Origin of the sequence: Cognatundibacterium luofuense (assembly GCF_018139685.1) — a bacterium.
GTDB classification, from domain to species: Bacteria; Pseudomonadota; Gammaproteobacteria; order Burkholderiales; family Burkholderiaceae_D; genus Undibacterium; species Undibacterium luofuense.
The window spans coordinates 537,971-553,136 of sequence record NZ_JAGSPN010000001.1 but is presented as its reverse complement, the minus strand read 5'-3'; the positions used below and the strand labels follow the sequence as shown (position 1 = coordinate 553,136).

The following is a 15,166-nucleotide window of genomic DNA, read 5'->3' as shown; positions in this document are numbered from 1 at the left end:
CCTTTCGGTTGAGTTTGGTCTTCAATTAAGACCCGAAGGCCGGGTCCCTGCGCAATTCCAGCAAATCAGGCTCTGCTTCGATAAATTGTTTCGGATAACCCGCCACAATTGCCAGTTGCAGAGTCTGCATTGCGAGAGCACGCTTACCTAGCAATTCATATGCCAATCCTGCACGAAACAAATTATCAGCTTGCTTAGGAGCGAGTTTTAAAGATTCCTCAATCAGTGACATTGCCTCAGCTTCCAGTTTCAGTCGAGCTGAGTACAGTGCCAAACGCGAAATCAAGTCATAACGGCCGGGCTTTCGCTCCATCCGTTTTTTTAACAGTTCCCGTGCCTTTCCGTACGCCTGCATTGCAGATTCGCGCTCACCGGGCAACCACAACAGAGTATCCGCGAGATTCGCCCAACCTAAATAATCTCCGGGGTCACCTTTGTCGACAGAGACTGCATTTCTGAATGCATCTGCCGCAGCAACATAATTACCCTGCAAAAATAATAAATTACCGAGATTCGTAAACAAACCCGGACTCGACCTGATCTGCAGGCCTTTCTGTAAAATCTGCTGCGCTTCAGCGATACGGTTTTGCCGGATCAGGACATTTGACAAATTGATATAAGCAAACACAACATCCGGATCAATATCCAGACTGGCGCGAAAAGCTTTCTCCGCGGCTTTTAAATCTCCGCGCTGAAAGTAAATTTCACCGATAGAATCTGCAAATAAACGTTGTTTAGGATGCAGACGTAACTGCTCCGTAGCGATCTGTAAGGATTCGTCGTGACGCTTCAGCGCATTCAGCGTTGCGATTTTCAGCGTCCAAGCGAAGTAAGTGCCCGGATCCAGAGAAATCGCCTTGTCATAGTATTGCAGCGAAAGATCATAGTCATGACGCAAATAATGATACAAACCCATAGCAACCTGACTCAATGCCAGTGAACTGTTCAGTTTTTCGGCCTGTAAAGCACTCGCCTCAGCTTTTTTTAGATACAGTTCATCACTGAACTCAAACCAGTAACGGTAACTGTTCACGATCGACAAACCTGCAGCCGCTGCCGCATGATTCGGATCGTGCGCCAGCACACTCTGAAACGCTTCCTCAGCCGTCTTCAGAGAACCCGGTCTGTCGTTGTACTGCAAAGCCTGCAATCCGGTTTCCATTGCGCGTGACTCTGAAAATCGCTCGAACAGACCTGCACTGTTCAAATAGTGATTACCTGCCCACAAAGTCACAGATAATCCCAGCACCACTGCAAACACAGCAAGAATCCGGCGGGTCAGGGCTGGCCTGACCGGAAATACGCGAATACGGGCGGTATTTTCATCCTGCATCACCGCATTGATGGCACTGGCTGATGCCGCCGCAACAGGTGCCTCTGTCGTCAGTGCCTGCTGTAATGCCAGCATTGATGTAAAGCGGCGTTCGGTGGTTCTGGCAGTCATCTGCAAAATCAAACGGACTAATGGCCGTGAGATTTCAGCCGGATAATTCCAGCCGTCAGATGAGGTCTGCATCAGCGCTGCTGCCAGCGCCAGTCCGTTCCTTTCTGGGAATGGGCGGTGGCCAGTCAGCGCCTCGTAAAAGATAACACCAAGTGCATAAATGTCTGCTGATGCGGTCAGAGCGCCGCCCATCAGACGTTCCGGTGCCATGTAAGCTATGGTTCCTTGCGGATCAAGCTGATTCGTGGAGGTTGTGACCTCGGTATCGTTCACCAGTGCCAGTCCGAAATCAAGAATGCGATACCGCCCGCTGTCATCAAGCATGATATTTGATGGCTTCAGATCACCATGAACCAGACCGGAAGCATGGGCAACCTGCATGGCTGCAGACAATTGCATCAGCATATCGCGTGCATCCGGCTCGCTCATCGGCCCCTCATGCAAAATTTTGCGCAGGGTTTTACCGCGAATCAGCTCCATCACAATGGATGGCGGATCCTCTTCATCTTCAATCGCGTAGATTTTGACAAATGCCGGATGATCCAGCGATGCGGCAGCTCTGGCCTCATGCAAAGCCTGACGTGATTGGGAGCGATGCTCACCGGACTTCAGGCGCTTTACCGCAACATAGCGCTCAAGCTTGCTGTCCCAGGCCTGGAAAACCTGCCCGAAACCGCCCTCACCCAGCTGTTCACCCAGCAAATAGTGACGCAGGGTCGCAGAATACTCAGGCTCGCCCGAGTTGTTCGCTTGTTGCTGGTCCGGTGTAAATTCAGAATTCGGCATGGATCACTTCAGTGGTACAACCATAAAACAAATAAGTGGTTTGGATGCATTGTAGACGATTTATTTTACACGTTAATTAACACAGAAAAAGGCATATACATGTCAACAGCAAGAGCCTCCTGAATTCCGGGAATTCAAATCTATTCAGACACGGGTCAGCATGTTGAGTCCGGCGAGATCAGCGCATCTCTATATTGACGGCACAAATTCAGGCTACAACACCCGCCTTGTGATAAACCGGCAAAAAACCGTCAGGAAAATAAGTTTTTCTGATAAATCTGCGAAAACATCAATATGGACAGAATAATAATCAAGACTTGAGCACCTGTCCGTGCTTTTTCCGCGCAATGGATTGCTGCAAGGGAGGTAAGGAGGGTTTGGATGCGGATGACGTCGCCAATGCACCACAGAATCAGAATACTCTGCGGTGCACCGGATATCAGTCCTCGTTCAGGTCGCGCTGCCTGACGCGAACATTCAGCAATTGTTTTTCACTGCGCCGCAAAGAACGGACAGTCTGATGACGATCATGCGAACCGGCGGCTTTCTGACGTGCCGCCAGTGCATAAGGATTACGCGGTTTGACGGATAACTGTCCGCGTACAGTTTGAGATTTTTTCATAGGGTCTTTCTGTTAAGCGCAGCCGAATAGCTGCTCCAGATTGCACCCCGCCGGTCAGTTTACCGGAAAGTCGTGAAGCTGACTCAGAACGACTGATAAGTCACCGGAAAAGTGCATGTGTATTTTTGTGTAATGCCGAAGGTTTGCATCGCAATTCTCCTTTCCTGATGCTGAAATAAAGTCAGATTGCGCTGACTGCGTCCGGCTATTGATGCCGGAGATAGTTGCGCCGTTTTCCGGCTTAAGCTGTACTTACATGACAGACAAACAGCTTCGCTTCCTCAGTAAACTGTATGCTGACGGGCAAAAACGCGCGTATAACTGCGGCATTGGTACGCGTATGCTCCGATAAAACCGACATCGTATAGCTGCCTTCGCCTGCAATTGCCATCAGCAACAATAACTGATCGGCAAGATATTCTCCGACTGCGGCTTTACTGTCCAGAAATTCCTGCATCTCTGTCGCTGCCTGTTGCGCAATCTGCGGTGCAGGCACGCCTTTTTGTCCGAATGCGGTCACCATGTCCGTCACATGCTCAAATTCAGCACGCAGCAAAATTACATTTCCGGGCCCCCATGCTGCCGGTAACTCCAGAATGCGGGACGTATCGCGCGAAAGCTGAAACGAATCGCGCAATACTTCCAGCTCACGCACTGCGATGCGTGGCGGAATTCCTGCAACACAAGCAGTAGCATGCAGTGTCCGCAGTGCGCCGCGACCACTCAGGTGAATAAGCTGCAATCTGTCCACAGGTTGTAGTTTCACGGTCAGTTCACCGCCACCCGCCGGATAGAAACCGTAACGCGGGCAGTCTATCTCCACCTGCGCACCCATGCGCTGCAACAAGGGCTGATACACCTCACGTAAAAAATCTGCCGGTGGCGCCATGCCATTATGCGTGCCACCGCGTATGCACAAGGACGAGGGCTGTGCGGCAAACAGCAAAGCCGGAATCAGCGTCTGTGCCACCAGCGTCGTACTGCCTGCACTGCCGATATCAAAACTGAATTCACCGCCGCGTATCGCACCGGGGATAAATTCCAGTGTTTGCGAGCCCGGTTCAGCACCGCGTACTGTTGCCTGACTGATTTCTGCCGCCGCCTGCACCGCAACCAGATGCTGACGCAGCAAACCCGGCTTTGCACGTCCGGCACGGATGCGCCGGATACGGAAAGCGCGTCCGGTCAGCATAGCCAAAGTCAGCGCAGTTCTGAGTATCTGCCCGCCGCCCTCACCCAATGCGCCATCCAGTTCTATCCACTGTTGTTCTGCAATGCCATTTTTATTAATCAGATTATTCATACAATCGCTGATCACCCTTTCACGCAAACGACTTGTTTCAGGGTATGCACCACTTCCACCAGTGATTCCTGCGCCTGCATCACCGCATCAATATCCTTATACGCCATCGGAATTTCATCGATCACATCCGCATCTTTACGGCACTCCACACCTTCGGTGGCAGCAATCTGATCTTCAATCGTAAAGCGTTTTTTTGCCGCAGTACGGCTCATGGTACGACCTGCACCGTGGCTGCAGCTATCGAAACTTTCCGGATGCCCTTTACCACGCACGATAAAACTCTTTGCGCCCATCGAACCCGGAATAATTCCCAGTTGTCCCTGTTTGGCAGAAACCGCACCTTTACGTGTGATCAGCACATTTTTTCCGAAATGATGTTCGCGCTGCACATAGTTATGATGACAGTTCACCGCTTCCACATGGGTATCAAAAGGCTTACGGATTACCGTACGCAACGCTTCAATCACGTTCTGCATCATCACTTCACGGTTCATACGGGCAAAACGCTGCGCCCACTCCACCGCTTCGATGTAATCATCGTAGTGCTGCGTTCCCTCCGGCAGATACGACAAATCCTGATCCGGCAGACGGATGAAATGGCGTTCCATATCCTTCTTCGCCAGTTCGATGTAATGGGTACCGATCGCATTACCGACACCGCGTGATCCGGAATGCAGCATGATCCATACCGCCTGATTTTCATCCAGACACAATTCGATAAAGTGATTTCCGCTTCCCAGGGTTCCCAGATGGCGGTAATGATTGGTCTTTGCCAGATGCGGTGTTTTTTCGCAAATGGTTTCAAAATCATCTTTCAGATCCGCCCATACACGATCCACCAGCTTCGGCGGATTTTCCCAGCTACCTTTATCACGCCCGCGGAAACCACGGGTTTTCGGAGACATCCCGTGCGGCACGGCGCGTTCAATCGCGGTACGGATTCCGTGCAGGTTGTCCGGCAAGTCGCTGGCAAACAGCGTCGTTTTCGCGGCCATCATTCCGCAACCGATATCCACACCAACCGCCGCCGGAATCACCGCACCCAGCGTCGGAATCACGCTACCGATCGTCGAACCTTTTCCCAGATGCACATCCGGCATCACGGCAATATGTTTATAAATAAATGGCATGCTGGCAGTGTTTTTTAACTGCTGCATCGCATCGCCTTCCACCGGTACGCCTTTGGTCCACATTTTTATCGGCTTACCGTTGGCACCGGCTTCTACCACATCAAAATCTTCGTGTTTCATACACTGTTTTCCTTATGGATTCTTTACCGATTCGTTATCGGTTCTTTGTTCGTTTTTATCTTGTTGGTTGCTGATTCAGCGCTTTATTCATTTTTGCATGCCACAAGGTATTCGCAAGCAGCGTGCCAGCCACACCGAAATCAACAAAAATCAATCATAAGTAATTGATTTTAAATTGAATTACCGAAAATCGCGGCAATTTCCGAAAAATTTTCAATGCCGTCATTTCAGGCTAAAATGATCTTTTCAGATAAGCACTTATAAAAATGGATAAGCCTAAAAAGCGGGTCATGATCGGCATACTCGGCAGTCAGCTGGATGCCGGACGCGGTGCAAAGCGCTGGGAGAAATGGCGTCCCACCGTTGCCATGCATCAGCAAAACGATGTGATTATCGACCGCACCGAAATTCTGCACGCAGCATCACATCAGCAAATTGCTGCGCTGGTGCGCGAAGACATCATCAGTTCCTCACCAACAACCGATGTCCGTCTGCACGAAATGCAGGTCAAAGACCCGTGGGACTTAGGTCAGGTGTATGCGGCGCTGTTCGATTTTGCGCAACGCTATCCGTTTGATACCGAGCGCGAAGAATACTGGATACACATCACCACCGGCACCCATGTTGCACAGATTTGTCTGTTCCTGCTGACCGAAGCCCGCTATCTGCCCGGCGTATTACTGCAAACTTCGCCGCCACGCCGGCAGGATGGCAGCAGCCCCGGACATTACGGCCTGATTGATCTGGACTTATCGCGCTACGACCAGGTGGCGGTGCGCCATCAATCGGAATTACAGGAACAGCGCAGCCAGTTAAAAGCCGGTATTCCTACCCGTAACACCGCATTTAACCGCATGGTGGATGAGCTGAGCCTGATCGCTGTGCGCTCATCCGCACCGGTGCTGCTGATGGGGCCGACCGGTGCCGGTAAATCCTTTCTGGCGCAGCGTTTATATGAACTGAAAAAACAGCGCCATCAGCTCAGTGGTGCGTTTGTCGAAGTCAATTGCGCGACGCTGCATGGCGATGGCGCAGCATCGGCGCTGTTCGGGCATGTGCGCGGTGCATACACAGGCGCAGCGCAGGACCGCGCCGGTTTGCTGCGCAGTGCGCATCGCGGTTTATTGTTTCTGGATGAAATCGGTGAGCTGGGCTTAGATGAACAAGCCATGCTGTTGAAAGCCATCGAAGAAAAACGCTTTTATCCGGTCGGCAGCGACACCGAAGTACAAAGTGATTTTCAGCTGATTGCCGGTACTAACCGCAATCTGGCGCAGGATGTGCGCGCTGGACGTTTTCGTGAAGACTTGTTAGCGCGTATTAAACTCTGGACTTACACCCTGCCCGGCTTATCTGAGCGCCGTGAAGACCTCGCACCGAATCTCGATTATTTACTCGAACAGTTCAGCGCACAGCAAGGCCAGCGCATCCATATGAATAAAGAAGCGCGCGACATCTATCTGCGTTTCGCCGCATCGCCGGCAGCTTTATGGAGCGGTAATTTCCGCGATCTCAGCGCCAGTGTCACACGCATGGCGACGCTGGCGAATCAGGGTCGTATCGATACGCCGCTGGTGCAGCACGAAATTCAGCGCCTGCAGCGCGACTGGCAGGCGCTGGGCGCGGAACCGGCTGCATTGCAAACCGACAGCGTGCTGAGCAAACTGTTCAGCGAACAGCAACTGGCCGATATGGATTTATTCGATCAGACGCAACTGGAAACCGTGGTCAGCGTCTGCCTGAAAAGCGCCAGCCTGTCCGAAGCCGGACGCACCCTGTTCGCTGCTTCACGGGCACGCAAAGCACAAAGCAATGACGCCGACCGTGTGCGCAAATATCTGATGAAATTCGGTCTGCAATTCGAGCAAATCCGCGCAGCGGTGCAATGAAGTCTCAGCCGCCTGATGTCTTTACGCCTGAAACCAGCCGTCACTAGTCGCATTTGGTAAGACTTCGCGTGAGCTTTATGCAAAGTTCATAATTCTGGTTACAATCCCTGCGCGCCGCAGACCTGCTCTGCGTCGCCCGTACACAGCAGCCGCTGCGCACGGAAGGTTTTGTTTCCGGAATCAACGATGTTAAAACGCCTGACCCTCGCCCTTGCTCTGTTACTGAGCACCACCCTGAGTTTTGCCGCCGATTTTTCTAACTGCCGTGAATTCTTTGCCAAAGGCGAACCGCCGGTCATACAAGATCCCGCGCCGCTGAAAACCCGCGCCCTGTGTTTCTCGGAATTTGCCGTCATGCACTCCGGCCGCTCGCGCACGCCGCTGTATGTTGCAGAACGGATTAACCGCAGCACTTTAAGCGACGGCAAAGATCTCGAACGCACCAACCGCTTCTATGCCGATGCGCGTTTGCCGCGTTCGGAACGTGCAGAACTGGACGATTACAAAGGTTCCGGTTACGACCGTGGTCACATGGCACCGGCTGCTAACCGCTATAGCCCGGAAGGTATGGCGCAGAGTTTTTCGCTGGCGAATATGGTGCCGCAGTCTCAGGAAAATAACCGTAAAACCTGGGCAGGCATCGAGAAATCCGCGCGTAAATACGCCAGCCGCGCTGCCGGTGATGTGTACATCATTTCCGGCCCGGTATTCGCCGCACAACCGCCAACCATCGGCAGCAATAAAGTCTGGGTACCGAAAATCCTGTACAAACTGATTTACGATCCCGCTACCAACAAAGCCTGGGCTTACTGGGTGGAAAATACCGACGACGCCAAAGCCGGCAAACCGATCACCTATCAGGAACTGGTACAACGCACCGGCATCCGCTTCCTGCCAACGCTGAACCCAGCCGCAGTCAGCGGCGGCGCACCCGACTAAACATTCACTTCTGTTTCACGGCGGGCCAAAACAGGCCCGCCATTCCCGCCGTCCTTCCGCGATCGGTGCACCGCATCTGCAAGACCACCGTACCAACCCCGCCAGCGGTCATTCTTCAGCCTGTTTTTATCCGTTTTTTGCCCGTTTTGCGGATTCCTGCACAGCACTCTGTCGGTCGTCGGCAGAAAGTCCGGGCTTCCGCAAATGGCGGATGCGGAGTTCTGCATAATTAGTCTGAAGTTGCGAAAAAAGAGGAGGCAGCGAATTTGTATGACTTCATTCACCCCGCTGACACCATCAACATCAATGAAAAAGATAAATTCCTTTGTCAACATCATGATGCGATGCCGGTGAGGACAATCAGACACCTTTTAAACTAGCTAGTAGTTAAAGAAGTGCCTGCCCGTAATCAACGCAATAAACCGTAATTCATAATCCTGCCTCCTTCCATGACTTGAAATTCAGCCGCTTTAAGAGACGTCCAGAAAGACCACAACTCCAAGAACACATTTGAATTTTATGGTGAAAATGAGGTTGTTCCCGCCATAGTCTTTCCACGTATTCCAAAACCGATTGATAGAAGGCTGATTGCTCTGCTTGTTTTGGGAGACGATTTATCAAACTAAGAGTTGGTGAAATTTTATGGTTTGACGTAATCGCGGCAATGATTAGCTTCTGTAAAACGGGCTGCTTTATCGCAGCGGATGCTTGAGAAAAGCGATCGCACCATGAGTCGTCACGATTCCTCCATGCGTCAACAAGTGATGGGATATCCTCTTCCGACAGTCCTGCAATTAATTCCTCTGCATCAAGAAACGAATCGGTATCGTAGTAAATATCTTCATCTGAAGACAGCAAGGTATCAAGCTCTGGGAAGCCACTCATATTAACTCGCCAATCTGTATAAAAAACCCACTCTACCCGCTTGCCTCAGCATCACTGAATAACTTCTACTTCGATTTTTCGACCATTACAAACATTGGCAATCAATTCACCTTTTCGCCACGACACTGCCTCTACAGTCAGCCTGTTTGTTGCATTAAATGCTAGCGAATTAACCAAGCGACCAAAACCTCCCCTGAGCTCGTAGGCAGTAAAACCATCGTAGTACATTCTTCCAGACTGGCAGTCAAAGGAGTAACTACGCTGAATTGAACGAATACATACCGCTGGCGAACTGCTGGCTTTATCTTTGTTATGATAATTTTCGTTATCAAGCAGGGAATATGTCAGTTCGCTATGCGAGATTAGCCGCTTATCACCATTACTTAATGTCTCTAGCTTATTTGTTTCCAGGTTACCTTCCTCATTGATCAGAAGGGCACTCCAGTCATCACCAAGCAACTCACGAACCTCGGACTGAATACTGTCAACTGAATAAGAATTTCGGCTAAGCGTTAATGCCTGCTGATATTTTATTGAGCCAGTCGAAGAATTGGATGGGAGTGTTTTTTGACAGATATCAGTAATGGATTCTTCTGTCAGGGAGTCGATATACACTAAATGCCATCCCCACAAACTTCTGATTGGTTTGGATACTTCTCTGACACGCTCCGCGAACAACGCATCCTCAAACTCTCTCGGCATCTCTCCCATTTCAATAATTCCCAGATCTCCGCCTTTATCTTTAGAGCCGCGATCAATGCTCCTCTCGCGAGCAATTTTCTGAAATTCTTTGAATCGATTTTTCGTATTGATATCTTTTAATTTTCCATAAATGAAACTTGCCTGATTTAAGTCTTTAAACATAATGTGAAAGACATGCGCTCTTTTTAACGAGCCTCGCTCATCAGTGCCGTTAATTTCTTGAGCGACTGAATTTGTCGAGAATGTTAAGAAAAGTGTGATTGCAAGATAAGCTCTGAAAAATTTCAGCATGATTAGTTGGTAATTTCGATTATTTGGAAAGTTTAAATTTGTGCTTACCCGAATTATGATTCTTGGTTCACCTAAACACCAAGGATTATTAATGCAAGCGAAAATACTTCAATTTTTTCAGAATTTATCCTGATTGCATCATCACTCAAACATTGACTGAACAGCAATTCAGTCACTATTTTCTACGCTTCACACTCTTAACTTACGCACTATTTCTACCGGATACCAATCCGCATTTCTCTACACAACCGCCAACAGCCATTTTCAAGCCAATTTTTGCCCATTTTGCGGATTCCCGCACAGCACCCCGACGGTCGTCGGCGGAAAGTCCGGGCTTTCGAAAATGGAGGATGCAGAGTTCTGCATAATCGTCGTTTACTGAAGGCGAAAAAAACCGCTGGCCGGTGGTCCGGTCAGCGGCTTAAGCCTCGCTACTCTTTGGTTCTCAGGTACTTAGTCGAACTGAGAAAAATCCGGTTTGCGTTTCTGGAAGAAGGCGGTGAACGCTTCGCGGGCTTCCGGTGCGCCGAGCATGGCGGCGAAGTGGGCGTTTTCGGCGTTCATCACGTCCTGCACTTGGGCTGCCTGTCCCTGACGCATCAGCGCCTTGGTCACGCGCACGGATTTGGCTGGCAGCGCAACCAGTTTGTCGGCAACAGCGCGCGCATGGGCCAGCAGTTCGTCGGCTGGCAGCACTTTGTTGACGAAGCCGAGTTGCATCGCTTCTTCGGCGCTGAAGTTTTCGCCGAGCAGCAGCTTTTCTGCGGCGCGCTGATAACCGGCCATGCGTGGCAGCATCATGCTGGAGGCAAATTCAGGGCACAGGCCGAGCTGGCTGAATGGCATCGACAGTTTGGCATTGTCGGCCAGATACACCAGATCACAGTGCAGTAACAGCGTGGTGCCGATACCGACTGCCGCGCCGCTGACAGCAGCGATCACAGGTTTGCCGCATTCATTGAGTGCGCGCATGAACTGGTACACCGGTGGCACTGCGCTCGGATTGGCGATGCTGGCGGCGTTTTTCATGAAATCTTCCAGATCATTACCGGCAGTGAAAATGCCCGGTTGTCCGGTCAGGATGATGGCGCGTACTGTGTTGTCCTGTTCTGCGGCACGCAGCGCATCGGCCATCGCCTGATACATCGCTTGCGTGATGGCGTTTTTCTTTTCAGGACGGTTGAACGTGATTGTCAGTACGCCCTGTTCTATCTGGGTCAGAATATCCATAGTCTCCATCTTTCTTCTCAGCCGTGGCTGATGTTTGCTTAACTGATTGGCGTCAGTGCTGCGGGCGATGTCGCCTGCAGGAAAAAAGCCGCACAAATTGCTTTGTGCGGCCTCTTGAACGGACGATTAAACCGAATCAGACACGCTCAAAAATACCTGCAGCACCCATACCGGTACCAACGCACATGGTCACCATTCCGTATTTCAGGTTGTTACGGTGCAGTGCGTGGATGGTAGTGGCGGAACGGATCGCACCGGTTGCGCCCAGCGGGTGACCCAGCGCAATCGCGCCACCCATCGGGTTGACTTTGGCCGGGTCCAGACCCAGATCCTGCACTACTGCCAGAGATTGCGCAGCAAATGCTTCGTTCAGTTCGAACCAGTCGATCTGATCCTGTGTGATACCGGCAGCTTTACATGCTGCAGGAATCGCGACTTTAGGACCGATACCCATGATTTCCGGTGGTACGCCGCGTACTGCGAACGATGCGAAACGTGCCAGTGGTGTCAGGTTGAACTGTTTCAGGATTTTTTCGCTGACCAGAATCAGTGCGCCTGCGCCGTCGGATGTCTGGGAGCTGTTACCTGCAGTCACGGAACCTTTGGCCGCGAATACCGGTTTCAGTTTTGCCAGACCTTCCAGTGAGGTGTCAGGACGTGCGCCTTCATCGCGGTTCACGATACGTGTTTTCAGGTCGATCTGACCAGTCGCCAGATTCGGTACACGTTCGATGATTTCCACTGGTGTGGTTTCTGCATCGAAGTAGCCAGCAGCCTGTGCTGCCAGTGCGCGCTGATGAGATTGCAGTGCGAACGCATCCTGCGCTTCACGGCTGATCTTCCATTGCTCTGCCACTTTTTCTGCAGTCAGACCCATACCGTAGGCCATGCCGACGTTTTCGTCTTTCAGAATCGCCATGTTCATCGACGGGTTGTTACCCATCATCGGCACCATGGACATGGATTCCACACCTGCAGCGATCATCACGTCTGCCTGACCAACACGGATGCGGTCAGCAGCCATCGCCACTGCAGTGATACCGGATGCGCAGTAACGGTTGATAGTGACGCCGCCGATGGTGTTTGGCAGACCTGCCAGCAACACACCCATACGGGCCAGATTCAGACCTTGTGCGCCTTCAGGGAAGGAACAGCCAACGATCGCATCTTCGACCAGTGCCGGGTCCAGATCCGGCACTTGTGCCAGCGCGGATTGCAGCACTTTCACCAGCAGATCGTCAGGACGGGTATTACGGAAATAACCACGGCCAGACTTACCGATTGGGGTACGGGTTGCTGCGACGATATAAGCGTCTTGAAGTTGTGTAGTCATATTCTGTACTCCGATTAGTTACGTACTGGCTTACCGGTCTGCATCATGCCCATGATGCGTTCCTGCGTTTTCGGATGGTTCAGCAATTCCATGAATGCTTTACGTTCACCGTCGAGCAGCCATTGTTCTGTGACCTGGCTGTTAGCATCCATATCGCCGCCGCAGACGATTTCGGCAATCATCATGCCCAGTTTGAAGTCATGCGCGGAGATGAAACCACCGTCACGCATATTGACCAGCTGTGCACCAATGGTAGCGATGCCGTGACGGCCCGCAACCGGAATCAGTTTGCGCATTGGAGCGCGGTAGCCTGCGTCAAACATTGCACGGGCTTCGGATTTTGCGACGTGCAGCAGTTCGTATGCGTTGTACACGATCACGTCGCTGTCTGTCAGGTAACCCATTTTCTTCGCTTCCAGCGCCGATTTGGAAACGGCTGCGGTTGCGGCATTCATGAAGTAGCCTTTCAGGGATTGCAGCAGATCGCCGCCTTTGGCATCGGCTGCAGCGCGTACTGCGGCTTCTTTCAGACCGCCACCGCCCGGTACCAGACCAACACCGACTTCGACCAGACCGATATACGATTCCAGCGCAGCCACGCGGCGTGCTGTGTGCATCATCAGTTCGCAGCCACCGCCCAGTGCCAGACCGGCTACTGCAGCAACGACTGGAATATTCGCGTATTTCAGTGCCTGATGTGCATCCTGCAGACGGGAAATCGCTGGTTCAATTGCTTTGATACCGCCGGACATGAACAGTGGCAGCATCGCTTGCAGGTCAGCACCGGCAGAGAATGCGCCGCCTTCGGCTGCATCAGTATTCCAGATCACCAGACCTTTGAAGTTTTTCTCGGCTTCAGCAATCGCTTTTTCCATGCCTTCGATGACGCCAGGGCCAATCACGTGCATTTTGGTTTTCAGCGACAGGATCAGCACGTCATCGTTCTGATGCCAGATACGGACGGAATCATCTTCGAAGAAGGTGACGCCTGCGGTTTCGCCGGTGATTTCACCGGAGCCCAGTACCGGCGCGCGGAATGCCTGACGGTCATACACTTTGAGTGCGGAGCGTGCGGCGTAAGATGCCGTGGTCGGGTTCCAGGAACCGTCTTTGGTGTGAACACCGGTACGGCCATCGAATACCCATGCCGGCAGCGGTGTGCTGCACAGTGCTTTACCGGCTTCGATATCTTCTTTCACCCAGCCAGCCACTGCCTGCCAGTCGGAAGCCTGCCATGTTTCGAACGGGCCGACTTTCCAGCCGAAGCCCCAGCGCATTGCGAAGTCGATATCGCGAACGTTGTCAGCGATAGAACCTGCGTGCACAGCGATGTAATGGAATGCGTCACGGAAAATCGACCACAGGAATTGTGCCTGTGGATGTGTCGATTCACGCAGCGACTTCATTTTCTTCACAGGGTCTTTTTCTTTCAGCATGCGGTTCACCAGATCGTCCGCTTTCGCGCCGCCGGATTCGTACTGCATGGTGGAGAAGTTCAGACGCTGAATGTCTTTACCGACTTTTTTGTAGAAACCTGCGCCGGATTTCTGACCCAGTGTGCCCGCTTCGATCAGCTTCGCCAGCACTTCCGGTGTCTGATACACGGAGAAGAAAGGATCATCTTTCAGGTTGTCCTGCATGGTTTTGATCACGTGACCCATGGTGTCCAGACCAACCACGTCCGCAGTACGGAAAGTACCGGAAGAAGCACGGCCCAGTTTTTTACCGGTCAGATCATCCACCACGTCCACTGTCAGGCCGAATTGCTGTGCCTGATAAATGGTTGCCAGCATACCGAAGATACCAACGCGGTTAGCGATGAAGTTCGGTGTGTCTTTCGCACGTACCACGCCTTTACCCAGCGATGTAGTCAGGAAACCTTCCAGCTGGTCGATGATTTCAGGACGGGTCGATGCGGTAGGAATCAGTTCCACCAGGTGCATGTAGCGCGGTGGATTGAAGAAGTGAACGCCGCAGAAACGGGCTTTCAGCTCTACATCAAAACCTTCAGACAGCGCTGTAATCGACAGGCCGGAAGTGTTAGATGCGAAAATCGCGTTGGCGCTGATGTGCGGCGCAACTTTTTTGTACAGATCGTGTTTCCAGTCCATACGTTCTGCGATCGCTTCAATGATCAGATCGCAACCGGACAGCAGGTCCAGATTGTCTTCGTAGTTGGCGACTGCTATCAGGGCTGCATCTTCTTTATTGCCGAGCGGTGCAGGATTGAGTTTTTTCAGATTCTCGATGGCACGCAGAACGATGCCATTTTTCGGGCCTTCTTTTGCAGGCAGATCAAACAGCACTACAGGTACTTTCGCGTTGACGCAGTGTGCAGCAATTTGCGCACCCATCACGCCGGCACCCAGCACAGCGACTTTCTTAACGATGAAATTAGTCATGGTTTTTCCTTGTTGAAGGGCTCAGAGACAGCTTGGTATTGCCAGCCTGCTGCTGTGTTCTGCGGCCTGCTTCCGGGGAGGAAAGGCAGA

General features: G+C 51.8%; 12 protein-coding genes. 2 read left to right on the top strand and 10 right to left on the bottom strand.

Translation table 11 applies throughout. From position 1 onward, the window contains the following. Positions 1-25 precede the first annotated feature (25 nt). The 4 genes from KDM89_RS02505 to KDM89_RS02490 all read right to left on the bottom strand — a co-directional run bounded on the left by KDM89_RS02505 (position 26) and on the right by KDM89_RS02490 (position 5,405). Positions 26-2,230: a serine/threonine-protein kinase gene (locus KDM89_RS02505; RefSeq protein WP_212686344.1), complete on the bottom strand. Its 2,205-nt coding sequence runs from the start codon at positions 2,228-2,230 to the stop codon at positions 26-28. Between the two features lie 439 nt (positions 2,231-2,669). Further along, positions 2,670-2,852, bottom strand: coding sequence for a hypothetical protein (locus tag KDM89_RS02500; RefSeq protein WP_212686343.1), 183 nt, complete (start codon positions 2,850-2,852; stop codon positions 2,670-2,672). Positions 2,853-3,093: 241 nt separating this feature from the next. Continuing rightward, positions 3,094-4,155 carry an RNA 3'-terminal phosphate cyclase gene (gene rtcA / locus KDM89_RS02495; RefSeq protein ID WP_212686342.1) on the bottom strand — a complete coding sequence of 354 codons (1,062 nt, stop codon included), beginning with the start codon at positions 4,153-4,155 and terminating at the stop codon, positions 3,094-3,096. An 11-nt stretch (positions 4,156-4,166) separates the two neighbouring features. Further along, positions 4,167-5,405, bottom strand: coding sequence for an RtcB family protein (locus KDM89_RS02490; protein ID WP_212686341.1), 1,239 nt, complete (start codon positions 5,403-5,405; stop codon positions 4,167-4,169). A gap of 266 nt (positions 5,406-5,671) precedes the next feature. On the opposite strand from KDM89_RS02490, the gene rtcR reads away from it, so the two are divergent. Beyond that, entirely contained in the window at positions 5,672-7,294 is a 1,623-nt protein-coding gene (gene rtcR, locus KDM89_RS02485) for an RNA repair transcriptional activator RtcR (RefSeq protein ID WP_212686340.1), read from the top strand. A 186-nt stretch (positions 7,295-7,480) separates the two neighbouring features. Then, complete coding sequence (locus KDM89_RS02480) at positions 7,481-8,233, top strand: DNA/RNA non-specific endonuclease (RefSeq protein WP_212686339.1); 753 nt, start codon at positions 7,481-7,483, stop codon at positions 8,231-8,233. Here the strand turns inward: KDM89_RS02480 and KDM89_RS02475 are convergent. The 6 genes from KDM89_RS02475 to KDM89_RS02450 all read right to left on the bottom strand — a co-directional run bounded on the left by KDM89_RS02475 (position 8,230) and on the right by KDM89_RS02450 (position 15,076). Then, positions 8,230-8,571: a hypothetical protein gene (locus tag KDM89_RS02475; RefSeq protein WP_212686338.1), complete on the bottom strand. Its 342-nt coding sequence runs from the start codon at positions 8,569-8,571 to the stop codon at positions 8,230-8,232. The genes KDM89_RS02480 and KDM89_RS02475 overlap by 4 nt on opposite strands. Before the next feature lie 91 nt (positions 8,572-8,662). Next, positions 8,663-9,118 (bottom strand): hypothetical protein, encoded by a 456-nt coding sequence (locus KDM89_RS02470; RefSeq protein WP_212686337.1) that lies wholly within the window; start codon positions 9,116-9,118, stop codon positions 8,663-8,665. A 51-nt stretch (positions 9,119-9,169) separates the two neighbouring features. Further along, complete coding sequence (locus tag KDM89_RS02465; RefSeq protein ID WP_212686336.1) at positions 9,170-10,111, bottom strand: peptidylprolyl isomerase; 942 nt, start codon at positions 10,109-10,111, stop codon at positions 9,170-9,172. Positions 10,112-10,564: 453 nt separating this feature from the next. Further along, positions 10,565-11,341, bottom strand: coding sequence for an enoyl-CoA hydratase (locus tag KDM89_RS02460; protein ID WP_212686335.1), 777 nt, complete (start codon positions 11,339-11,341; stop codon positions 10,565-10,567). Between the two features lie 136 nt (positions 11,342-11,477). Further along, positions 11,478-12,674: an acetyl-CoA C-acyltransferase gene (locus KDM89_RS02455; protein WP_212686334.1), complete on the bottom strand. Its 1,197-nt coding sequence runs from the start codon at positions 12,672-12,674 to the stop codon at positions 11,478-11,480. 14 nt (positions 12,675-12,688) lie between these two features. Continuing rightward, entirely contained in the window at positions 12,689-15,076 is a 2,388-nt protein-coding gene (locus tag KDM89_RS02450) for a 3-hydroxyacyl-CoA dehydrogenase/enoyl-CoA hydratase family protein (RefSeq protein ID WP_212686333.1), read from the bottom strand. Positions 15,077-15,166 lie beyond the last annotated feature (90 nt).